This window comes from Arthrobacter sp. 2MCAF15 (assembly GCF_052115605.1).
Lineage (GTDB): Bacteria > Actinomycetota > Actinomycetes > Actinomycetales > Micrococcaceae > Arthrobacter.
In genome coordinates this window covers 35,660-57,483 of the sequence record NZ_JBFRGZ010000022.1, presented here as the reverse complement: position 1 = coordinate 57,483, position 21,824 = coordinate 35,660, and the positions used below count along the sequence as shown (strand labels likewise).

The following is a 21,824-nucleotide window of genomic DNA, read 5'->3' as shown; positions in this document are numbered from 1 at the left end:
GTTCATCCCTCGACCTGCCATGCGCTCGACGCTAGTCTGGCACTCAGAGGCGCCGATTCCGGATCTTCTTCATTCAACGCACAGGTAGAGGCGGCATCCGGCCGTCGTTCACGCGAAGGAGCACACCGTGGGAATCCTCTCCGTCGACCTGTTCATCACCCTCGACGGCGTGTACCAGGCACCCGGCGGCCCTGACGAGGACCTTGAGGGCGGCTTCAAGTTCGGCGGCTGGCAGGCGGCATATTCCGACGACGAGACTGGCGAGGCGATCGTCGCGGGCATCAACCGCATGGATGCACTGCTCCTCGGACGCAAGACCTACGACATCTTCGCGGCGTTCTGGCCCACCCGGGGCGACAACGATCCGATCGCGGTGACGTTCAACGCCCTGCCGAAGTTCGTGGTGTCGCGCTCCCTGACCGACCCGTCATGGGAAGGCACCACTGCGCTGTCGGATGTCGCAGAGGTGGCCGCGCTGAAAGACCGGTTCAGCGACATTCACGTCATCGGCAGCGGCGACCTCGCACGGTCACTGCTCGACGCCGACCTCGTCGACCGGATGAACCTCTTCCTCTATCCGCTCATCTTCGGATCGGGCAAGCGGCTGTTCCCGGATGGCACCGGCGTGCCCGCGGCGTTCCGAGTCGCGCAGCCGCCGCAGGCGTTCCCAAACGGCGCCATCTCGCTCGTCTACGAGCGCGCGGGCGAGCCCATCACCGGAATCGACATCAGCCAGGTCTGATGGCACCCTCGAAGTGCTGGTCCACGTCACCAGTGCGGCCTTTCCGCCTATTTCTTGGTCCTGTAACGCAGAACTGCCACGCCGTTTTCGAACGGGGTGGCGCTCCCCAGCCATTCTCGGCCAGCTCCGCCCAGCCTGTCATGGGCTCGGCCTCCGGTATTTCACTCCACATGGCTGTTCCTCGTTGGTTGTGGTCCTCGTTGGTTGTGGTCCTCGTTGAATGTGGTGTGGGTGGCACCGACGCCACAGTGGCAGAGTCCCTACGCCACCGCAGGCGGTCCGAACCACGTGGTGAGTGCGTCAGCGAGCCCCACCTCGGTGCGCTCCCCCACCCAGGCCACATAGCCGTCGGGCCGAATCAGCACAGCGGTGGGAGCCGGGATTTCCCCGAGCACCGGAAGCTCCCACCGGCCACCGTATTCAGCATCGATCAGCCGCACCCGATCCGGCAGCGGAATAGCGTCGAACGCCCCGGGCGCACCGAGGTTGAGCAGGAGCGGCCGGGCATTATGGAGCAGGGCGAAGAGCCGCAGGGGGCCGTCCGGGGTGACCAGGTCGAGATCGGGCATGCGGCGGCCAAGCAGCGGGTGACCTTCGCCGGCGTCGTAGTGGCCGACGTCGTAATGGACATCCAGACCGGACTGCATGGCGGCGAAGCGTTTGCGCGGCTCCTCCATGCTGAGGAGCTCGGCCAGGACCTCGCCGACGGCCTTGATCCGGTCATCAGCGCGGCGAAGCGCCGTCTGCGCCATCGTGTTGCGCAGCACGCGGGCAGCCACTGGGTGACGCTCGGCGTGGTAGGTGTCCAGGAGACTGTCCGGGGCTGTCCGGTTAACCACCTGGGCCAGCTTCCATCCCAGATTCACTGCATCCTGCACACCGATGTTGAGGCCCTGCCCACCGTCCGGGGCGTGTACGTGCGCAGCGTCGCCCGCCAGGAGGACCCGCCTGTCACGGTACGCGGCCGCCTGCCGGGTCATGTCCGTGAACCTGGAAATCCAGGTGGGGCTGTGGGCCCCATAATCAGTCCCGCAGACGGCGATGAGGGCGTCGCTGAGGTCGCGCAGGGTGGGTTGTGTCGCGGGTCCGACGTGTTCTTCGGTCACCATGACCCCCACCGGGCCGCCTTCCTTGTAGACCACCTGCCCTTCGCGGATCTCGTACTCCAGCTTGCCGAAGGAATGAATGCCAAAGGGATTGCGGTGGACGCCTAGTTCCGGTTCCTCGACCATTTCCACCTCGGCGATCAGGCTGCTGGTCGTCGGATCCCACCCGGGAAAATCGATACCGGCCGCCTTGCGGACCAGGCTGCGGCCGCCGTCGCACCCGGCGACGTATTCCGCCCGCAGCGACTGGCCGTCAGAGAGTTCGACGTCGACGCCGGCGCCGTCCTGCACGATCCCCACGACTTCGCGGTCACGGTAGATCGTCACGGCCAATTCGTCGACCCAGCCGGCCAGTATGCGTTCGATGTGTTTCTGCCACAGCCCGAGCCCGTAGGGGTGCCGAGTGGGAAAGTCGCTGATGTCCAATCGGTTGGAGGCGAACCCTGCGACCTGGGCCACCTGTCCCTCCGAGAGGAACCGATCGGCGATTCCGCGCTGGTCGAGGACCTCGATAGTGCGGGAGTGCAGACCGCCGGCGCGCGCGCCCGGGAGGTCCTGGTCGGCGCGCCGCTCGACAATGGCGACGTCGACACCCGCGAGCGCCAGCTCACCCGCCAACATCAGCCCTGTCGGGCCTCCTCCGACGATCACCACCGCATGCTCGATCATTTCGCTTCTCCCGTTCCTTAGGTTCTGGCCACTGGCGATTATGCGGCACCACCCGGGGCTTGCCACAAGCCCGGGGGCGGAGGATAGATTGGAAATGGAAGCAGTACGGCCTGGCGCCGCTCTGCCCGGCCAGGACGGCCTGCGCGCGGCACGACGGCGACAACTGCGGGGCTCCGGCCGGACTCGAACCGCCACAGTGATGGCATGATGGGCCCATGAGCCAAGTCACGTGCGATCTGACCATCTCCCTTGACGGATTCGTTGCCGGCCCGAACCAAAGCCTGGCGGCCCCATTGGGCGAGGGCGGCGAGCGCCTGCACCGATGGCAGTTCGAAGAACCCGAGGCCAACGCGGCCGCGCGCGAAGGCATCCTCGCGGCCGGCGCCTACATCATGGGACGGAACATGTTCGCGGGCCCCGGGGCGTGGGATGAACAATGGCGGGGATGGTGGGGCGAAGAGCCTCCCTATCACGCGCCCGTGTTCGTCCTCACCCATCACCCGCGCGAGCCCCTGCAGATGCAGGGCGGCACTACGTTCAGCTTCGTGACCGATGGGATCGAATCTGCGCTGGCCCAGGCGCGGTTGGCCGCCGGCAGCAAGGACGTGGCCATTGCCGGAGGGGCGGATACCGTTCGCCAGTACCTTTCGGCCGGGCTGATCGACGAGCTGCGGCTCCACATCGCGCCGATGGTCCTGGGGGCGGGCGAGCGGCTGCTCGACGGCGTCGGCAACCTCAAGTTTGAACCAACGGAAGTGAGCGGTACCGGCCTCGTAACCCACGTGCGGTATCGGGTCCTCCGCTGAAACGCTGAGCCCTGAAGCCTCCAGGAACTGACCCCGGCGTGGGAAAGCGGAATCGATGCCGTCACCGTGTTGCCGTACGAGGGGTGCGTCGCACAGCGACTGAGCCAGCGGCACCTGGTTGTGTCGGCCGCAACCAGGAATAGCACTGAGTACTACGGCAGGGCGCTAAGAGAAAGCACACCGTAGGGCTGTTGGCTCGCTTCTAGTTAGGATGAGCCAGTGAAAGCACTTTCAGTCCTCCTCGCCGCCGCTCTGGCCGCTGTCTTGTCCGGCTGCTCCGTCGCGGCGAACGAGGCTCCCTGCCGGAACTTCGAAACGGCCTACAACTCCGTCGATCTGGGGGCCCAGGCAGCGCCCTTGGAATCCGGCGGAACTTCCTACGGAGCCGCCCTAAAGCTCCTTGCCGACAAGACTGAACCAGACGCCCGGAATGTGGCATTGGGCGAGGTCCAGAGGTACATGATGGCAGTCGTGATCGGACAGGTCAGGTATGACGACGCCGGCACCAGCCGCGCAAACGGTGAGTACACCATCTCTGATGTCCGGGCCGAACTCAGCGAATCCTTCGCTGGCCTGGCCAAGGCCTGCAAAGACTCCGGCTACCCGATCGAACTCAAGCCGGAACACCCCACTCCCTGACGCCGGAAGCCGAGCCGCGCCGTGGAGGCCTCTCGGTCACCGTCCGCGCTAGGGTACCTCGGGCGCAGGCGGCTCCGATGGGTTGACTAGGAAGGCGCCCAGCCGCGTACCCACGTCCTCCGTAGTCCAGAACGAAATCCTCTGCGGACCGTCCGCGGCGTCAATGTCCAAAACTACGGTGAAGCCGGGTTCGTCGCCGATGGTCCGGCTCACTCCGAAACCGCTCAGCCGGTTGTGGTCCGGCAGATCTCTTCCCATGAGGATGCTAATTCCAGCGGACCATTTGGGACCCTCGTCGGACGGCGAGCCGCTGCCACCGTTGATCATCCACCGGGCACCGCTCCCCAAGATCGCCTTGTGTCCGGCACAGACAGGCACTTCCAGGTTGGAACCGGGCACCAACTGAAATAGGGCCGTCGGAGTCTCGGGACAGCGCAGCACAGAGCATGTGGTCATGCTGGTGATGCTACCGAAGGGATGGGCGATCTGGAGTCCGGATCCCCTCCTTCGGCGGTAGCAGTGCCGCGAGGAAGGTCTTTTGTCGGACCGGGCGGATACACTGAATGCATCGAACATATATTCGAATAAGGGTGTGTTGTGGGCGTTGTTGTCGGTCCCCGCGTAATAGACGCGGGCATGTCGCTGCTGTCGGTGCTGATCTCCCCGGTCCCGGTCGCGGCAGGGTACCCGTCGCCCGCGCAGGACTACTTTGATGGGCGGATCGACCTGAACGAGCACTTGATCAAGGACATCACCAGCACGTACGTCGTGCGCGTGTCCGGGGACTCGATGGAAGGTGCCGGGATCAGCGACGGCGATGAACTGATCGTGAACCGGGCCCTGGAACCCAAGGACGGGTCTGTTGTCATCGCCGTCCTGGACGGGGAGCTGACCATCAAGCGGCTGAGAGTCACGGCCGCCGGCGTCGTGCTGCAGGCGGAGAATCCGGCGTACCCGGACATCCGGGTCCCGTCGGTCGCGGACCTGGTCATCTGGGGCGTCGCGACCCGGTGCCTGCACCATGTCTGAGGCGCACGATGCCTGAGGAGAACCATGTCTAAGCCCGCCACGATGCGCCGCATGCCCCAGATCGCACACGTGGATGTGAACTGCTTTTATGCCTCGGCCGAGCGGGCGTTCGACCCGTCCCTTGAGGGCCGGCCCGTCGTCGTGCTGTCCAATAACGACGGCTGCGCCGTCACCCGGTCCCCGGAAGCCAAGGCCCTCGGCATCCCCCTGGGTGAGCCCTGGTTCAAAATCGCCCCACGGGCCAAGGAGTGGGGACTCGTCGCCCTCTCCAGCAACTACGAGCTCTACGGCGACATCAGCGCCCGGGTGATGGAACTGCTCGGCCGCTTCTCGGCATGGCTGGAGGTCTACAGCATTGACGAGGCCTTCCTCGGCGTCCAAGGCACCCCGGGTGAACTCATCGCCCTGGGGCGGACCATGAAGGCCGCCGTGCGCCGCAACGTCGGCGTACCGGTCTGCGTGGGGATCGCCGGGACCAAGACCCTGGCAAAACTGGCCAACAAATGGGCGAAACACAACCCGGCCTTCGACGGCGTCTGCCACTGGGACTCCGTACCCGCCGCCGACAGGGAATCCCTGATGCGGCGCCTGTCCGTAATCGAGATCTGGGGTGTCGCCACCCGACTGACCAAACGGCTCAACGGCCTGGGCATCCATTCCATCTTTGACCTGTCCCGGGCCGATCCTGTCACGATCCGGGATCGCTTCTCCGTGGTCATGATGCGCACCGTCCTGGAACTGCAAGGCACCCCCTGCATCCCGATGGAGGAAGAACGGATCGGCCGCGACCAGCTCATCTTCTCCCGCTCCTTCGCCACTCCCATCACCACCGCGGCCAGCATGCGGCAGGTCCTGAGCGTCTACGGCCAGCAGGCTTCGGCGCGGCTGGCCAAGCACGGCCTCCAGGCCAAAGTCCTCACCGCGTTCGCCGCCACTTCACACTTCAATCCGAAAGACACCTCCTACCCCTCGGTCTGCGTTCCGCTGCCGATGCCCACCGCGGACCCAGTTCTGCTCACCAAGGCCGCCCACGCCCTCCTCCCCCAGATCCACGAAGGCATCAGGTACGCGAGGGCCGGCATTATGGTCACCGACCTGCGGCCCACCGGCAACCAGGCACCGCTGGCCCTGTTCGAGAACCCGCACGAGGAACGCCGCATCGGAACCCTCCTGGAGGACGTGACCCGACGCTACGGCCGCGGCTCCATCGGCCTCGGCCACGCCGGAATACGGGCCGGACCGGACTGGACCATGAAAAGGGAAATGCTCTCCCCCCGCTACACCACCCGCTGGGACGAACTCCTCCTCGTCAAAGCCGCATAAACAAAACCGCACTGCCGCACCACGAAAGTACACCGCCACATGACCCTCGCGCCCAACGCCCCCGCAAAGACCCCCGGCCTGCAAGTCCGGACAGACCCGACCGGCAAACCCCTCGCCATCCGGCACAACGGACAGATCTGGCTGGTCGATCCCGCCACGGAGTCCCATCACCTGCCCGGGCGGGATGCCCGGCGGACCACCCAACGCGAGGCAATAGCGCGCGGCGGCGAGCCGGACGGCGTCGAATGTTGGCGGGTCCACGCCCGCCTCGGTTCAACGACTGCCCTCCGGATCTTTACCCTCCGCCGCGAACCGCTCTCCAACCAGTGGGGACTGGAAGACATCAGCGACGGCGACTAGGCCCCAGTGCAACTTGACCGCCAACCCATCAGTGATCAGACATGGACTGGGATTCGAAGCGAATTCACCCTTCCTGCCCTGGAGCATGTCCGCCGCCGGCTCTCCGAGCTCATGGAAGACCCCGAGCCAGTCATGCGGCAGCTTGTCCGCGTTTTCATCGACGACGGCACGTTCTGCCCCGGCTTCCAGTTCCTCCCGGGAGGACAACTCCACCCGACCGTCGTTGAACTCTTTCACCGGGCGATGGAACGGCAGATCCCGCACAACTACTTCACCGTCTGGATGGTCACCCCATCCCGGGACCTGGCCGGAGCCCGCCCGGTTGACCTCCTGAAAGGCAGCCCCGCTCCCCTGCTTCGCGCACTGGGATCCAGCCGATGGAAGGAGTGATGTCTATTGCAAAGCATGCTTATCAATGTCTAGGGTGACCTTGGGAGGAGACTCGCCAGCGAATGCGGGCCCCCGGCACACGCCTCTTGCCGGCTCTCCGACGGCCGGTTCCGCGTCCAGGCGCGGGCCGGCCTAGAGAGGAAGCGCCGACGATGCCGGCCCGGCAATGCTGACGCGGATGCCCCACCGGTGGACGATTCAGGGGAACCACCTAACTGCTCCCCCGCGCTGGCGCAGACTATGCCGTCAGGTGTTGCGGTGGGCCGGGGCGAACTGCGCCGCGCGGTTGGTCTCTTCGGCGCGGATAACGTGAACGAGCGCGTTGATGAGGGCCAGGTGGGTGAATGCCTGTGGGAAGTTGCCGAGGTGGCGGCCGCTCACCGGATCCAGCTCCTCAGCGTAGAGGCCCAAAGGACTGGCGAGGGACAGCAGGCGCTCGCACAGTGCCTTGGCGCGTTCCAGTTCTCCGATCTCGACGAGGGCTGAAACGAGCCAGAATGAGCAGGTCGTGAAGGTCCCCTCGTCGCCGGCGAGTCCGTCGTCGGTCTGCTCCGGGCGGTAGCGCAGCACCAGCCCGTCCTGGGTGAGTTCAGAGGCGATGGCCAGGACAGTGGCGCGCACCCGTGGATCATTCGCGGGCAGGAACCGGACGAGCGGGACAAGCAGAAGCGAGGCATCGAGGTTCCTCGTGCCGTAGGACTGGACGAACACACCGCGGTCATCCACACCATGGCGGCAGATGTCCTCATGGATCTCCTCGGCGAGGGTGTCCCACTTCTTGGCGTAGTCAGGCTGACCGTGCAGGCGCGCCAGCCGGGCACCACGATCCAGGGCGACCCAGCACATGAGCTTGGAGGAGGTGAAGTGCATCGGCTCGCCTCGGACCTCCCAGATGCCGTGGTCGGGGTCCCGCCAGTGGGCGGCGGCCTCCTCCACCTGGCGGAGGAGGACGGGCCAGAGCGGCTCGGGGAGCTGGTCTCGGGATTTGGCGTGGAGGTAGACGGAGTCCAGCATGGTGCCCCAGACGTCGAGCTGCCGCTGGCGGGCGGCGGCGTTGCCGATCCGGACCGGGCGGGCGCCGTCGTAGCCGCCGAGCTCCTCGACAGTCGTCTCGGGAAGGTCCCTTTCGCCGTCGATGCCGTACATGATCTGCAGACCATCCTCGGCGGCGACGTCGCGGATGAACGCAAAGAAGTCGTCGGCTTCCCGGTCCAGGCCGAGGGTGTACAGGGCCCAGAGCGCGAACGTGGAATCGCGCACCCACGTATACCGATAGTCCCAGTTCCGCTCTCCGCCGGGCGTCTCGGGCAAGGACGTGGTGGGCGCCGCCACCAGAGCTCCAGTCGGCGCGTAGGTGAGGCCCTTCAACGTCAGCGCGCTGCGCTGCAGGGCCTCCCGCCACGGGTGGTCGGGGAATTCGCCGCCGGTAATCCATTGCCTCCAGAACTCCGTGGTCTATCATTGCTTTCGCGTGGCTTCTTCCCACGTTCGAGGCGGGGGCAGCGACCCCCACGACAGCGCGAAAAAAGCCTGCTCGCCCTCGGTCATCCGGCAGCGGATGACCGCAATGGAGTCTTCGATGCCCAGCCGGCGGTCGGTATTGAGCCGCAGCACGGGATCCCCCTCATCGCCGCCGACGGTCACCACCTCCCCGTATCCGGGACTGGAGAACTCCCACCGTGCCCGGCGCCGGCCGTAGCCGAAGACCGGCTCGCACAGCACGGACAGCTCGACTGCACCGTTGACGCAACGGACGGTGCGCAGCAGGCAATGCTCGGCCTCGTAGTTCGTCGGCGGGCGGCGGTAACGGCTGGCCCGCTGTTCGGTGTGATGCCACGGACCCATCACCAGGGCATCCCTCACGATCAGCCAGCCCGTGCCGGTCTGCCAGGTGGTCTCCAGGATCAGGCTGCCGGGGAGGTAGCGGCGCGCCGTGGGCTCCCGGACGCCGTACGGCGCCACCTTGAAGCCACCGGCGGCGCGGTCGAGCATAGTGGAGAAAACGCTCGGTGAGTCGTGTCGCGGCACGCACATCCACTCGACCTGCCCGCTCGAAGCGATCAGGCAATTGGCCTCACAGTCAGACAAAAACCCATAGTCGGCGATCGGCGGGAACGGGCTCGTGCCTGCCCCGGGCCGCCGCCGCCTATGGTCTCCTGATCCGGCGTCGATCCTCACAACCCCAGTATGGTCCCACTGCCAGGAAGCGGGAATCCTGGCAGAGCCGGTTGGATGATAAGAACATTGCTCCGCCCCGCCCCGGGAATCGTTTTCCCGCCGTTGGTAGTCTTTAGCCGACTACTAATATTCCGGCAGAGATCACTTGAGGTGCGAACCATGACCGCGACAACACCCACCCCGGGCACCGTCCTGCTGGCCGGCGCCACCGGCGATCTGGGTGGCCGGATCCTGCGGAATCTGCTCGGCCTTGGAGCCACTGTTCGGATCCTGACAAGGCCGGAAACCAGCACCGCCCGGATTGCACAACTCCGCACCCGGGGAGCCGAGGTCATCCAGACCGGTTATGACGATCCGGACGGCCTCCGAAGGGCCTGCAAGGATGTTGATTGCGTGGTCTCGGCAATCAACGGTGTCGACAACGCCATCTACGATGCCCAATCGCTTCTGCTGGAGGCGGCCGCAGCAGTCGGCGTGCCGCGCTTCATTCCCTCCGATTTCTCCATTGACTACCGCGGCATCCGGCCCCGAAGCAACCGAAACCTACAGCTCCGCCGAGACTTCGCACAGCGGCTGGACGCAACCGAGATCCGGGCCACGTCGATCCTCAACGGCGCCTTCACAGACATGCTTTCCGGGCAGGCACCAATGATCCTGTTCTCCCGGCACCGTGTGCTCTTCTGGTCCGACCCGGACCAGGTACTCGACTTCACCACCAAAGACGACACCGCCGCCTTCACGGCCGCCGCCGCCCTCGACGAGCGGGCGCCCCGCGTCCTCCAGATCGCCGGGGACCAGGTCACGGCACGGGCACTGGCATCCACCATGACCGACCTGACAGGCACACAATTCCGGCTTCTCTACGCGGGCAGCGTAGGTTCCCTGACCACAATGAGCCGGGCAGTGAAAGCCCTCATGCCCGCCTCTGACAAGCCGTTCCCGCCGTGGCAGGGCATGCAGTACTTCGCCAGCATGTTCAGCGGCGACGCGAATCTGCAATACGTCAACAACGACCGCTATGGCCGCCGGACGTGGACCACCGCCCGGGACATCCTGGAGCAGCACCACCAACAGAACTGACCGTTCGCTCCCGCGCCCAAGACCTGTTCATTTCAGGAGGACAGTCCATGACCATCAAACGCACGATTTCCGGGCCGGGAGTTCCCGGAGGCTTCCCCTTCAGCCTGGCCACCGAAGCAAATGGTGTCTGCTTCGTCAGCGGCATGCCGGCACTGGGTCCAGACGGCCTCTTCCAGGAGGGATCCTTCGAGGAAGAGACCGCGCTGGCCTGGCACAACGTCATGATGATCACCCGCGCTGCTGGTTTCGCGGTCGAGGAAATCGTGTACGTGCAGTGCGTCGTAGCTGACATGGCCGACTACAACAGCCTGAATGCGTGGTGGCGGCAGCAGTTCCCGGATCCCTCAACGGCTCCGTCCCGGTTCACTTTCCAGGCCGGCGCCCTTCCTTTCGGCGCCAAGATCGAAATCCAAGCGGTGGCCGCGCACGGCACTTGAAGCGACGCCGGAGTATGCGAAATAAGGCGTCCCTCGACGCGGGAGACGACTGAAAGTCTTCCCCTTCTCGGACGGTGGATCTCTTCTCAGGTGAGAGCCGGGCGGCGCGCCAGGATGTAGTCGACGGCGGCGGGTCCGGTTGTGCGCAACCCGGGGCGAATGAAGCGCCGTGCCACACGACGTCGTTCGCCGAGGCCCAGCCCACTCATGGCTGCCCAGAACGCCCGGGAGGGCGCGGGTTGCTCGTTTTGGAGAAGACACCAGCTGATATACACCCCGTACATTTCGTCTTCGGCCAGGCCATGATGGGGATCCGGGTCCGCGGCGATGCACGTGTTGACGAAGTAGGCGTAGTTCGAAGCTGTCACGTCTGTGTGCCTTTTCTGTCGGGGAGTAACCGGACCTGCTTGCCCGCAAGTCGGTCAGCCGGCGCGGACTGAAGCGATTCGTAGCAGCACCGGACACGGATGGGTCGGGACTGTGCGCCCGCCGGTCCACCCTTCCGGGCACTCGCGGCGCGGGAACCGAAACTGACCAAGTCCCATCCCGTCGTCGCCATCGAGTGGCACACTGGACCACATGCGTGAGTTCGTCGTCCTCGGCACCGCCTCGCAGGTCCCCACCCGCACCCGCAACCACAACGGGTATCTGCTGCGCTGGGATGGCGAGGACATTCTCTTCGACCCCGGAGAAGGCACGCAGCGGCAGATGATCCACGCCGGAGTCACCGTCTCCCAGATCACGCGCATCTGCCTCACACACGTGCACGGCGACCACTGCTATGGCCTCCCCGGCGTCCTTTCCCGCATGGCCCTTGACAAGGTCAGCCACCCCATCCACCTGCACTATCCTGCCGCCGGGGAGGACACCGTCCGTGCCCTCGTGTCGGTCGCGTCCCGCGGCATTGATCTCCGGCTGCATCCGCACGGAAGCCATGCCTTCGGGGGCAGCGAACACGACACTGCCGAGCCGATCGCCCCTGGCCTGGAGGTCCGGGAACTGAGTCACCGCATCGAGACCTATGGCTATCGCTTTGTGGAGCCCGCCGCGCGCACGCTCCTACCTGACCGGCTCGTGGCAGCCGGGATTGCGGGATCCGACGTCGGCCGCCTGGCGCGCCAGGGCAGCCTGGGCGGCGTGAGCCTGGAGGACGTCAGCGAGCCGCGGCCCGGTCAACGTTTCGCCTTCGTGATGGATACCGCGCCGTGCCAGGGCGCAGAAGAACTGGCGGAGGGCGCCGATCTGCTCGTCACCGAGTGCACATTCAGCGACGACGACGCCGGGCTCGCCGCGCAGTTCCGTCACCTCACCGCCGGGCAGGCGGGCGAGTTGGCCGCATCGGCGGGCGCTGGAACCCTCGTCCTGACCCACTTTTCTGCGCGCTACGGGGACGTTACCCCTCTCGCCGAGCAGGCCCGGGGCCGCGCCGGTGAAGCAAGGGTGGTTGCCGTCAACGACCTCGACCGCATCGCCTTTCCGCCACGCCGGGCGTTCTAGCGGCTGCGCGGAATAGTCGCCGGACCGTCCGGCGCCGGGCCCTCGCCAGGATGTTGCCCTCCCCCGCATGAACGCGTGCCCGGTGCCCGGGCCTTCCTGGTCCGGGCACCGGGCCGCCTAGTCTTGGCGGCTCACTCCTGGCCGAGGCCTGCAGCAGCGGTCTTCTTGCCCTCCACCTCGTTCAAGGCACGGAGGTCGAAGATGCCGTTGATGTCGGCGGTCTTGGTGGTGCCGGCATCGACGCCGTCCTGCAGCAGCTTCTTGTAGGTTCCGGCGAGCGGATCCGTGGTGAAGGTGATGTTCTGCAGTGCGCGGTCGATCACCTTGGCGGAAAGCGGCTTGCCGGCGGTGTCCTTGAGGACAGCGTTGATGGTGCTGGCCTTCTCTTCAGCCGATGCCGAGTTCAGCCAGTTCACGGATTCCACGTGGCCCTTGAGCAGGGCCTTGACGGTCTCCGGGTGTTCGGCAGCGAACTTCTTGTTGACGATCAAGATAGTGGTGGTGAATTCGCCCTTGTCCCATAGGTTCTTCTCGTCCACCAGAACCTTGGCTCCGGCCTCGAGGACCAAACGCGAGGCCCACGGCTCAGGCAGCCACGCGCCGTCGAGCTTGCCGTCCTGGAACAGCTTCAGGGTCTGGGCATTCTCGGTCGGGTTAATGGTGACGTCACCGCTGCCATCCGGGTTTGTCTTGTAGCCCTGGTGGCCGAGCCAGGCGCGGAGGGCCACGTCCTGGGTGCCACCGAGCTGTGGGGAGGCGAGGACCTTGCCCTTGAGGTCGGCTGCGGAGTTGATGCCGGGCTTGACCACCAGCTGGGCTCCACCTGCCGCGGCGCCGGCGATGATGCTGATCGATTCGCCCTTGCTCTTGATGAAGGAGTTGATGGCCGGGTTGGGCCCAATGTAGGTGGCGTCGATGGCGCCGGCGTTCAGGGCCTCGATCGCGGCCGGGCCGGCGTTGAAGATCTGCGTGCTGAGCTTGGTGCCGCCAAGGTCCTTGGCGATGATGCCCTTGCTGGTGCCGACCAGCGCCGGGCCGTGTGTCACGTTGCTGAAGTATCCCAGCCTGAGCTCGGCGGCGGGTGACGTGGCGGGGGCCTGCGCAGCTTCGTTGCTGCGGGAGACGGCGGAGGCTACTGCGGCGCCTGTGCCGATGAGCAGGGCGAGGCCGACTGCCAGGCTGATCGAAAGGGTGCGGCGTCGCTTGGGCTTGGGAGACTCGCCCGCGACAATTCGCGTGGTCGAGTCGTCATGGGGGGATGACACAGACGTATTCCTTTGGGGAGAGGGGAAGGCCTGCATGGTGCAACAGGCCTGCGAACGGAGAGTGCTGAGGATGATCTGCCGGCTGCCAGTGGACGTCGGCGAGTGAGGCCCGGGCGTCCGGTGCGGCGGACTACTGCTCGGGCTTCAGCATGGATTGAGATTACGGACGCCGCTGCCTGGGTTCAACGAGCTATGACACCAGCGGTAATTGGACGACGCGGAGGTTAATGTGCCGACGTGCAGCTTAATGCAGGGACTAAAACCTTCATCTGGCGGTACCCAGGGCCCCTCTTCCAAAGGGACTTTCGCGTGCCATAGTCTGGGCACGCCAGCGTGCGTCCGGCGGCGAAGAAGGCGGAAAGCTGGACACGAGACGTTTAGAAGGGACCTAACTATGCTGATCTGCGCAGCCTGCGCCGTGGAACGCGACGAACCTGCCCCGGACGTCTGCCCGATCTGCGCCGACGAGCGGCAGTATGTACCCGACGACGGACAAAAGTGGCTCACATTGGATGGGCTGGAGCAGGAGGGCCAGCAGACATTGCTGATGGAGAATGAGCCCGGTCTTATCGGGATCACGACAGAGCCGACAGTCGGGATCGGCCAGACCGCTCAGCTTGTGGTGACACCTGACGGTTCGCTGCTGTGGGATCCGGTCGGATATGTCGATGACGGCGTTGCGGCGGCAGCGCTCGAGCGAGGCCCGGTCCTCGCGGTCGCCGCCAGCCATCCACACATGTTTGGTGTACAGGTCGAATGGTCGCGCCGGCTCGGTGGCGTCCCCGTACTGGTGGCGGACGCAGACCGGCGATGGCTGGGGCGCACCAATCCGATGGTCAAGTACTGGTCTGGCAGTCAAACTATCGCCGAAGGGCTGACACTGCACCAGACTGGAGGGCACTTCCCGGGCAGCGCGGTGGTGCACTGGGCCACAGGGGCGGGCGGCAGAGGAGTTCTGCTGACCGGTGACAGCGTGTTTCCGAATCCAGACCGTCGGAGCATCTCCTTCATGCGCAGCTACCCGAATCGTTTGCCGCTCTCCGGTGCTGTGGCACTGCGAATCGCCGCCCAGCTGGGAGAGCTCACGTTCGACCGGATCTACGGCAACTTCAACAATGTAGTCGCGTCCGGGGCGAAGGCGATGCTGCACGATTCCGCCCAACGGCACGCTGCTTGGGCGCGAGGAGACTTCGACCATTTGACCTGAACGGTCCATCTCCCGTCACTTGCCGGAAAAGGTGCCTTAAGGCCCTGCCGGTGCGCGGCTGTCGGGGAAAGTGTTGGACCTACGCAAGGACCGGTGTGCATACCGCCACGGTCTGGGCCGGACAAGCCGTCCACCCTGGAGAAATCGGCAGCACCGCCCGTCCCAAGAGCGTCGACTGAGAAGCGGAGTGGCCGCTGCGCCGGCCGGAACCGAGTGGAGGACGAACCATGTCAGATCACAACTACACCTTGTTCGTGTCGTCGTACGCCGACGCGGGCTCGGCGGCAGAGGATTTCAAGGCGATCAAGAGCCTGGACGACGCCGCCGTGGCGGCGGCGGTGGTCCTGTCGCGTGACGCCTCGGGCCAGACAGAGGTCAAGGAACACGGCGGCGGACTGGTCGCCGGCGGCACAACAGCCGGCGCCATCGGCGGGCTCGTGGTCGGATTGTTCGCTCCGCCCCTCCTGCTGTCCGGCGTGATCGGTGCAGGGATCGGCGCAGGTGCCGGCGCCATCGCGAAACGTCACGAGGAGAAGTCCATCGGCGTCAACGCGGAGGATTGGCTGCCGCCGGGCTCCTCGGCGCTGGTTGCCGTCGTCGACGACCTCTACCTCGACCGTGTCGACAGGGCGATCGAGAAGGCCACCAAGAAAGTCAGCAAGGCCGTCGAAAGTGGTGACTACGACGCCGTGGTCAAGGCAGTGAACGAGGGTGACGAGAAGATCATCGAAGCCGCTTCGTCCTGACGTCAGTCGCGCCAGCGCGAAGCAGGCGTGGCCGTACCACAAACAGGTAGCCGGCGGCGAAACCGACGGCAGCCCCTCATGCCGGTCCCCTTCGCCCTGGCGTGCAGTGTGTCATTGCGCATCCCCCTCGGCGGGCAGGTATTGCCGAAAGAAGGCAAGGACGCGCCTGCGCGCGTCCTTTGCGGAGGGCTCGTGATAGCCGGCCGCAACCAGCCTGGCCAGCAATTTGTCCCCGAAAGTCAGGTCCGAGGGTCCATGCTGGTTGAGGAAGCCGTGGCCGGCGTCAGGATAGACCTTTATGTCGTGGTCGATCCCGGCGGCAGCCAGCAGCGGCTCCAGACGGGCTGGTGCCTTGCGCACGCCAGGCCATCGGTCCCTGCCCCCGTAGCTCCCAACGATCGGGCAGGCCCGAGGCAGTGCGCGGGCTGTCTCCTCGTCGAAACCGCCGTAGTTCACGCTGGCCACGGCGAAGTCATGATCAGGGGCCAGCATGATGGCGAAGCCGCCGCCCATGCAGAAGCCGATCACCCCGACGCGTCCCGTGCAGTCTTCCCGTCGGGTCAGCCAGGAGCGGGTGGCGTCCAGGTCGCCCAGCGGCCGCCAGCCACGGATGAGGGACCATAGGCACGCGGCCCTGCTGCCCCAGAAGAACAGGTCGGGAGCCACCGCGAGGAACCCTTCGCTGGCAAGCCAGTCCGCATGTTGGCGGGTATCGTGACTCAAGCCAAGCGCGTCGTGGATGACCACGACGCCGGGCCAAGGCCCCTCGCCGGCCGGTGTCGCGGAGTATGCAGGCATTTCTCCGCGCTCAGTGCTGATGCTCACGTCGACCATGGGGGCCTCCTGGGCGCCCGGATTAGTGACTACCTGCCAACCGGCTTACCAGCGTCGCACCGATCGCGGGAGAGTCGTTGGCCCCTGCCAATGGAGCAGGCTGGCATTGCTCCGCGTTCCTTGGCTGCCCCATGCCTGGCTGGGAGCCTGAGTGGGCTTCTGCTAGCGCCCGATGCAAACGGCGAGATCGAGGTGGATGTCGTTATCTGCGACAAAGCGGTGCTGGAGGTAGCGGGCAAGGCTCGCGTCGGTGGCAGTATGAACGCTTTGAGCGATCGCTCCCCGCAGCACCGCCTGGGTATCGGTGGACTTGACGACGTCCAGCGGCGCCCACCCTCGATGGCCGCCGGTAAGGCGTTCTAAATCTGTGCGGAACGAACGCTTGTGTTCTTCGCGGACGGTAGCGTGCATGGTGAACGGGACATAGGGAGTGGGCAAGGAGGTCCTTTCACGAGGCAGCCGGTCGTCGACGCCTCACTTAGGACAAGACGGTTATGGCCCCGGTAATTCCCCCAAAGCAGCCAAGGAGTCCAGGATCACGGCCGAGGAAATGGTCGCTCCGCTACCCTGACCGCGAAATCGGGAAGCCAAGGTCCCCGCCCCGCCCAGTCCGGTCGCAGGCCTCTTCCGCCGCTTGCTTCCGGAGCCTACACTCTTGAAATCGAATCGAGTGCGGGCCCCGTTTCGCTGCGCCGGCCAGGGCGGAAACCCTGGCAGAGCCGGATCGGCCCGGCTGGATCGGAAGAGGCGCCGGCTGGTTGGCCGCCGGGCGGCGCAAGCCCTGCTAGAGGAAGAAAAGCGGCATGAGGGTCCTCGTCGATCTCACCAAATGCCAGGGCTACGCCCAGTGTGCCTTCCTCGCCCCGGATGTCTTCACGATTCAGGGGGACGAGGCACTGACCTACGACCCGCACCCTGACGGGGCTCACCTGACGGGAATCCGGCGGGCCGCCGCCGCGTGTCCGGTTCAGGCCATCCGGCTTGAACAGCCGGACGGGCAGGACGGGTCGCTGCATCCGGACGCACGACCGGCGACGGCTGTTCCGGCCGAAGACAGCGGGAGCACCTTTAAGAGAACTGGACGGATCGTCGTCGTGGGGGCGTCGATGGCGGGGCTGCGCGCGGCGGAGCGCTTGCGCGAGGAAGGGTTCACCGGATCGCTGACTCTGGTCGGCGAGGAGCCGCACGAGCCCTACGACCGGCCTCCGCTGTCCAAACAAGTCCTGGCCGGGTCGGCGCCCCTGGAAGACACCTCGCTGCCACGCCACCGGGACATCCGCGCTACTTGGCGGCTGGGTGTGGCGGCGACCGGGCTCGACCTGGCTGCCAAGCAGATTCAGCTCGCCGACGGCAGCCGGATCGGATTCGACAAACTGTTGATCGCCACCGGCCTGCGGTCGCGCCCCTGGCCTAACCCTGCGGAGGCCGCCCTTGCGGGGGTGATGACATTGCGCACCCGGGAGGACGCCGCAACCCTGCGCCAGCACCTGGCGGGGCGTCCGCGGCGGGTGCTGGTCATCGGCGCCGGTTTCATCGGGTGCGAGGTCGCGTCCGTGTGCCGGGAACTCGGCCTGACGGTCACGGTGGCAGAAGCTGGGCCGGCCCCGCTCGTCGCTGCCCTGGGCGGGGTGATCGGCGCAGTCGCCGGGGAACTGCAGATCGAGAATGGCGTGGACCTGCGATGCGGCGTCCGCGTCCTGTCCCTTGAGGGTGATGCCACCGGGCAGCTGCGCCGGGCTGTGTTGTCCGACGGCACAACGCTTGAGGTGGATGTGGCGGTCGCCGCGCTGGGCTCGGTCCGCAATGTCGAATGGCTCGCAGATTCCGGCCTGGCGTGCGGCGTGTGGGGCGTCGCGTGCGACGCCGGCTGCCGGGCATTCGACGCGAACGGGCTGGTCACCGATGACGTGTTTGTCGCCGGCGACATAGCCCGCGCCCCGCAGCCGATGTACGGCTACCAATTCCTCGCCGTCGAGCACTGGGGAAACGCCATCTCCCAGGCCGAAGTCGCGGCACACAACATGGTCAGCCGCGGGACCGAACGATGGCCGCATCTGGAGGTGCCGAAATTCTGGTCAGCCCAGTTCGGCACCGAAATTAAGAGCGTCGGGGTGCCCTCGGTGGCCGATGAGGTCGCCATCGTCCAAGGATCGGTGGACACGCGCCGGTTCCTGGCCGTCTATGGCTACAAGGGCCGCATCGTGGCGGCGGTCGCCTTCAACCAGAACAAGTGGCTCGATTTCTACGAACCGCTGATCGAGCAGGCCGCTCCCTTCCCGCCGGCGTTCCACCACATCGATGAGTCAGCCCAGGCCCGGCCCGTCCCGGCCGGTTTCAAGCCCGCTGTCAGCCCTACCCAGGACGCGACCGTCGTCGTGACCGGACACGATCCCAATGAACGCCGCGCCAGACTGACCAACTCCGCCGCCGGTGACACGCCATCACGGAAACCCACAGAATCCTCCCCGCGATTGAAGGAGCCTTCACCATGAGCCAGGGCAGCACCTGGGAGCAGATCCTCGACTTCTCGAACCGGGCTAACCCCTACCCGTTTTACGACGAGCTCCGCCGGACTCCCGTGACCCGGCTTCCGGACGGAAGCTACCTCGTAAGCACCTACGCGGAGATCGCGGCCCTGCTGCACGACCCGAGGGTCAGTTCCGACATCAACCGCAATCCGTCGGCCGCGGCTGCGGGCGCAGCCGCCGTCGGCGACGACAACGACGGCGGCGGCCCGGGCATGTCTCCGACTTTCCTCAGCATGGACCCTCCTGAACATGACAAGTTCCGCCGGATCACCATGCGCCACTTCGGACCGCCTACGACGCCTGGCAGGGTCGCCGGGATGGAGGCGAGGATGACGGAAATTGTCACCGACCTGATCGATGACATGGCGGACCGCAACCGGATCGACGTCGTCGATGATCTGGCCTATCCGCTGCCCGTCACGGTGATCTGCGAATTACTTGGGGTGCCCCCGGGCGACGAACAGCGTTTTCGGGTCTGGGTGGATGTAGCCCTGGAATCCACAGATCCCGGGCTCGATCCCGAGACACAGCAAGAAAAGAGGGCCGAGGCCGGCAAAGAACTGCGCACGTTCATGGAAGAACTGGTCGAAGCCCACCGGCAGACACCGGGTCCGGACCTTCTCTCGGCGATGGCCACCGATGACGGCCCGGAAGGCCGCATGCCGGACGAACAACTGGTGAGCACCGGACTTCTTCTGCTCATCGCCGGACATGAAACCACCGTGAACCTCATCTCCAACGGCGCACTGACGTTGCTCCGCCACCCAGCCGAACTCCAACGGCTACGCAACGATCCCGACCTCGCCATCCCGATGGTCGAGGAATTGCTCCGCTACGAACCGCCCGTACATTTCGTCCCTTTCCGCACGGCCCTAGACGACATCGACATCGCCGGCACCACCATCCCCGCCGGCGCCTCGATCACTTTGGTCCTGGCTTCGGGGAACCGCGACCCCGCCCACGTCGCCAACCCCGATCTCTTCATCCCGGACCGGCGCAACAACCAACACCTCGGCTTCGGCGGCGGCATCCACATCTGCTTCGGCGCACCGCTGGCCCGGCTCGAAGCCCAGATCGCCCTCACCGCGTTCGCCACCAGGCTGGAGAACCCGCGGCTTGTTTCCGATCCGCCCCCATACCGGCCGAGCCCGTTCCTCCGCGGCCCCTCTCATCTCCTCATCGACGTCGACGGCATCACCGCTCGTCACTAGGGAGAAGCGCGAATGCATACCGAAGCGGCGTCTGGCCTCGACGTTGGGGCGTCCGGGTGCTAGACGTCCTGGGAGAGACACTGCCCCTGGCGGTGGGCATCGCGTTGAGTCCGGTGCGGGACTCTCCGCTATGGTGTAGCTCATGGGGGACGCACGGAGCGATCTTGTTGAGCAAAGTAGCCGAGCTGCTTCTCGCCTAAGTACGAAGGCGCCGGTGAAGTTCTGGATTCTGGCCTGGTTGGCATTCCTTCCGTTTGTTTTGATTCGGTCCGAAAACCTGGCCGAGTCCGATACGTTTTGGCAGATTCGCACCGGAGTCCTCACGATTGCCCAGGGGAAGATCCCCTCAGTCGATCCGTTCTCGTGGACCGTCAGCGGAAAACCATGGACGCTAAACTCTTGGGCCTTCAACGTCGTCCTGGGTTTGTCTTACGAAGCAGCCGGTTTGGTGGGCGTTGCTCTTGTCTGTGCATGCCTCGTCGCGGTCATAGGCGCACTGGTGCTGCTTCTCGCCCGGCAACTGGGAGCGTCGCCGGTAGTGTCCGCGTGGGCGCTCCTGATCGGAGCGCCATTATTGACATTATTCTTGTCGGCGCGGCCCCAGCTCGTGGACTACATTGCCGTCCTCGCACTCGTGATGTTCTTACGGCGGCTGGTAGAGACGCGTCAGCCGGCTTGGCCGCTGCTCGCCATCGCGGCTTTGACGATTCTTTGGGTCAACTTGCACGCGGGAGCTTTGTTAGGCGTGGCCATTGTAGGTGCCAGTACCCTTTTGGTTTTCTTGAGGCGAAGCACGCGCAGGCGTTCCGGTTGGCTTCTGGCCGCGCTATTAACAACAATGCTCTGCTCGCTCGTAAATCCCTACGGCACAGGGTTAGTCGCCCAAACGCTGGAAGTTAGAAGCGAATCAACCGTCATTATCGAATGGCAGCCCTTCAACCCGACTGACCCTCTCCAGCTCATGATGTTCGCCTTCGGTCTTCTTGGGCTAGGCGTTGCGGCACGGCGTGGAGACCCTGTCTTCACGGCCGCAATAGGAGTCGCAGTCTGCGGATCTGTGACTGCGATGCGTGTCCTTCCCGTCCTCGTCTTACTTGCCTTGCCGGTTCTGGCGGCTCTTGCGTCCCACGAGGTGGTTCTGCGCTACTTTGCCAGTCGCCGCCGAATGTTTGCTCAAGCTGCCGCCGCCGTCCTCGTGATCGCGGTGGGGCTGGCATTTTTCAATCTCCCTTCCTTCGGCCGTCCGGATCCCGCGCATTTCCCTGGCGCAGCCATCAAAGCCATTCCGGCCGGCTGCAAATTGTTCAACGATTACCAGCTGGGTGGATTGGTGATCTTGGAAAGGCCCGATGTGCCGGTGTTCGTTGATTCGCGAAACGATCTCTATGGCGCAGAGCGGGTTACACAATCCTTGCGTGTGCTCGATGGACAAGGCGATCTGAACGAAGGGCTGGCCGGTGCAGACTGTGTCCTGGTGCCTCCGGCTACCGGACTGGCCCGCCGGCTTCACACAAGCCCCGTTTGGGATCTCAAGTCGGCCGAAGCCACAGCAGAATTGTTCATCCGCCGTTGATTCCCGGGCCTGAGCCGACAGCAGGGGTTGTTGGACGGCGAAATCCTGCCCGATGGTCCGGAGCCGCTGGGAAATCCGGCGCCTGCCCTCGACCTCGTCCCAAACCCGGAGCTTGTGTTCAGTTCCGCCGGACCTCCACCGCCGGGACGGGGATGCGGCAGTTCCTGAACCGTCCGACCTCGCGCTCTATGCCGCCTTTATCAC

The 21,824-nt window shown here is 65.5% G+C and carries 23 protein-coding genes; 15 read left to right on the top strand and 8 right to left on the bottom strand.

The features are described from left to right. The first annotated feature begins 127 nt into the window (after positions 1 to 127). Positions 128 to 742: a dihydrofolate reductase family protein gene (locus AB4089_RS20040; protein WP_441411025.1), complete on the top strand. Its 615-nt coding sequence runs from the start codon at positions 128 to 130 to the stop codon at positions 740 to 742. Between the two features lie 260 nt (positions 743 to 1,002). Here AB4089_RS20040 and AB4089_RS20035 read toward each other — a convergent pair whose 3' ends face one another. Continuing rightward, positions 1,003 to 2,583, bottom strand: a complete 1,581-nt coding sequence (locus AB4089_RS20035) for an FAD-dependent monooxygenase (RefSeq protein ID WP_441411024.1) — start codon at positions 2,581 to 2,583, stop codon at positions 1,003 to 1,005. A 149-nt stretch (positions 2,584 to 2,732) separates the two neighbouring features. On the opposite strand from AB4089_RS20035, the gene AB4089_RS20030 reads away from it, so the two are divergent. Both AB4089_RS20030 and AB4089_RS20025 read left to right on the top strand, forming a co-directional pair. Beyond that, positions 2,733 to 3,323, top strand: a complete 591-nt coding sequence (locus tag AB4089_RS20030) for a dihydrofolate reductase family protein (protein WP_441411023.1) — start codon at positions 2,733 to 2,735, stop codon at positions 3,321 to 3,323. 219 nt (positions 3,324 to 3,542) lie between these two features. After that, positions 3,543 to 3,962, top strand: coding sequence for a hypothetical protein (locus AB4089_RS20025; protein WP_441411022.1), 420 nt, complete (start codon positions 3,543 to 3,545; stop codon positions 3,960 to 3,962). Positions 3,963 to 4,010: 48 nt separating this feature from the next. Here the strand turns inward: AB4089_RS20025 and AB4089_RS20020 are convergent, their stop codons facing one another. After that, a complete protein-coding gene (locus tag AB4089_RS20020) occupies positions 4,011 to 4,418 on the bottom strand; it encodes a hypothetical protein (protein ID WP_441411021.1) in 408 nt (135 codons plus the stop codon). Positions 4,419 to 4,559: 141 nt separating this feature from the next. Here AB4089_RS20020 and AB4089_RS20015 point away from each other — a divergent pair, with 141 nt between their 5' ends. Genes AB4089_RS20015 through AB4089_RS20000 form a run of 4 tightly spaced genes read left to right on the top strand, consistent with a single transcriptional unit; the run spans position 4,560 to position 7,064 of the window. After that, on the top strand, positions 4,560 to 4,991 hold the full coding sequence (locus tag AB4089_RS20015; RefSeq protein WP_441411020.1) for a LexA family protein: 432 nt from the start codon (positions 4,560 to 4,562) through the stop codon (positions 4,989 to 4,991). Between the two features lie 24 nt (positions 4,992 to 5,015). Beyond that, the gene (locus AB4089_RS20010; RefSeq protein ID WP_441411019.1) at positions 5,016 to 6,314 is read left to right on the top strand and encodes a Y-family DNA polymerase; all 1,299 of its coding nucleotides are present in this window, start codon (positions 5,016 to 5,018) and stop codon (positions 6,312 to 6,314) included. Between the two features lie 39 nt (positions 6,315 to 6,353). Then, positions 6,354 to 6,674: a hypothetical protein gene (locus tag AB4089_RS20005; RefSeq protein ID WP_441411018.1), complete on the top strand. Its 321-nt coding sequence runs from the start codon at positions 6,354 to 6,356 to the stop codon at positions 6,672 to 6,674. A 6-nt stretch (positions 6,675 to 6,680) separates the two neighbouring features. After that, a complete protein-coding gene (locus AB4089_RS20000) occupies positions 6,681 to 7,064 on the top strand; it encodes a hypothetical protein (RefSeq protein WP_441411017.1) in 384 nt (127 codons plus the stop codon). Positions 7,065 to 7,310: 246 nt separating this feature from the next. On the opposite strand, the gene AB4089_RS19995 is transcribed toward AB4089_RS20000, so the two are convergent. Both AB4089_RS19995 and AB4089_RS19990 read right to left on the bottom strand, forming a co-directional pair. Then, positions 7,311 to 8,453 (bottom strand): glycoside hydrolase family 15 protein, encoded by a 1,143-nt coding sequence (locus tag AB4089_RS19995; protein ID WP_441411044.1) that lies wholly within the window; start codon positions 8,451 to 8,453, stop codon positions 7,311 to 7,313. Between the two features lie 69 nt (positions 8,454 to 8,522). Next, complete coding sequence (locus AB4089_RS19990) at positions 8,523 to 9,242, bottom strand: trehalase-like domain-containing protein (protein WP_441411016.1); 720 nt, start codon at positions 9,240 to 9,242, stop codon at positions 8,523 to 8,525. Between the two features lie 159 nt (positions 9,243 to 9,401). Here AB4089_RS19990 and AB4089_RS19985 point away from each other — a divergent pair, with 159 nt between their 5' ends. Both AB4089_RS19985 and AB4089_RS19980 read left to right on the top strand, forming a co-directional pair. Beyond that, positions 9,402 to 10,322: an NmrA family NAD(P)-binding protein gene (locus AB4089_RS19985; RefSeq protein ID WP_441411015.1), complete on the top strand. Its 921-nt coding sequence runs from the start codon at positions 9,402 to 9,404 to the stop codon at positions 10,320 to 10,322. 47 nt (positions 10,323 to 10,369) lie between these two features. Further along, complete coding sequence (locus AB4089_RS19980; protein WP_441411014.1) at positions 10,370 to 10,759, top strand: RidA family protein; 390 nt, start codon at positions 10,370 to 10,372, stop codon at positions 10,757 to 10,759. Positions 10,760 to 10,845: 86 nt separating this feature from the next. Here AB4089_RS19980 and AB4089_RS19975 read toward each other — a convergent pair whose 3' ends face one another. Continuing rightward, the gene (locus AB4089_RS19975; RefSeq protein ID WP_441411013.1) at positions 10,846 to 11,127 is read right to left on the bottom strand and encodes a hypothetical protein; all 282 of its coding nucleotides are present in this window, start codon (positions 11,125 to 11,127) and stop codon (positions 10,846 to 10,848) included. A 211-nt stretch (positions 11,128 to 11,338) separates the two neighbouring features. Between AB4089_RS19975 and AB4089_RS19970 the strand changes: the two genes are divergently transcribed. After that, positions 11,339 to 12,256 carry a ribonuclease Z gene (locus tag AB4089_RS19970; protein WP_441411012.1) on the top strand — a complete coding sequence of 306 codons (918 nt, stop codon included), beginning with the start codon at positions 11,339 to 11,341 and terminating at the stop codon, positions 12,254 to 12,256. Between the two features lie 131 nt (positions 12,257 to 12,387). Here AB4089_RS19970 and AB4089_RS19965 read toward each other — a convergent pair whose 3' ends face one another. Continuing rightward, the gene (locus tag AB4089_RS19965) at positions 12,388 to 13,557 is read right to left on the bottom strand and encodes an ABC transporter substrate-binding protein (protein ID WP_441411011.1); all 1,170 of its coding nucleotides are present in this window, start codon (positions 13,555 to 13,557) and stop codon (positions 12,388 to 12,390) included. A gap of 358 nt (positions 13,558 to 13,915) precedes the next feature. Between AB4089_RS19965 and AB4089_RS19960 the strand changes: the two genes are divergently transcribed. Beyond that, positions 13,916 to 14,728, top strand: a complete 813-nt coding sequence (locus AB4089_RS19960) for a hydrolase (protein WP_441411010.1) — start codon at positions 13,916 to 13,918, stop codon at positions 14,726 to 14,728. Between the two features lie 227 nt (positions 14,729 to 14,955). Then, the gene (locus AB4089_RS19955) at positions 14,956 to 15,474 is read left to right on the top strand and encodes a DUF1269 domain-containing protein (RefSeq protein ID WP_441411009.1); all 519 of its coding nucleotides are present in this window, start codon (positions 14,956 to 14,958) and stop codon (positions 15,472 to 15,474) included. 111 nt (positions 15,475 to 15,585) lie between these two features. Here AB4089_RS19955 and AB4089_RS19950 read toward each other — a convergent pair whose 3' ends face one another. Then, positions 15,586 to 16,308: a dienelactone hydrolase family protein gene (locus AB4089_RS19950; RefSeq protein WP_441411008.1), complete on the bottom strand. Its 723-nt coding sequence runs from the start codon at positions 16,306 to 16,308 to the stop codon at positions 15,586 to 15,588. 162 nt (positions 16,309 to 16,470) lie between these two features. Continuing rightward, the gene (locus AB4089_RS19945) at positions 16,471 to 16,746 is read right to left on the bottom strand and encodes a hypothetical protein (RefSeq protein ID WP_441411007.1); all 276 of its coding nucleotides are present in this window, start codon (positions 16,744 to 16,746) and stop codon (positions 16,471 to 16,473) included. A gap of 365 nt (positions 16,747 to 17,111) precedes the next feature. Here AB4089_RS19945 and AB4089_RS19940 point away from each other — a divergent pair, with 365 nt between their 5' ends. From AB4089_RS19940 to AB4089_RS19930, 3 genes are all read left to right on the top strand, one after another. Next, a complete protein-coding gene (locus AB4089_RS19940) occupies positions 17,112 to 18,800 on the top strand; it encodes an FAD-dependent oxidoreductase (protein WP_441411006.1) in 1,689 nt (562 codons plus the stop codon). After that, the gene (locus AB4089_RS19935; RefSeq protein WP_441411005.1) at positions 18,797 to 20,047 is read left to right on the top strand and encodes a cytochrome P450; all 1,251 of its coding nucleotides are present in this window, start codon (positions 18,797 to 18,799) and stop codon (positions 20,045 to 20,047) included. The genes AB4089_RS19940 and AB4089_RS19935 overlap by 4 nt, the downstream gene beginning before the upstream one ends. A 214-nt stretch (positions 20,048 to 20,261) precedes the next feature. Then, positions 20,262 to 21,620, top strand: a complete 1,359-nt coding sequence (locus tag AB4089_RS19930; RefSeq protein WP_441411004.1) for a hypothetical protein — start codon at positions 20,262 to 20,264, stop codon at positions 21,618 to 21,620. The last annotated feature ends 204 nt before the right edge of the window (positions 21,621 to 21,824 follow it).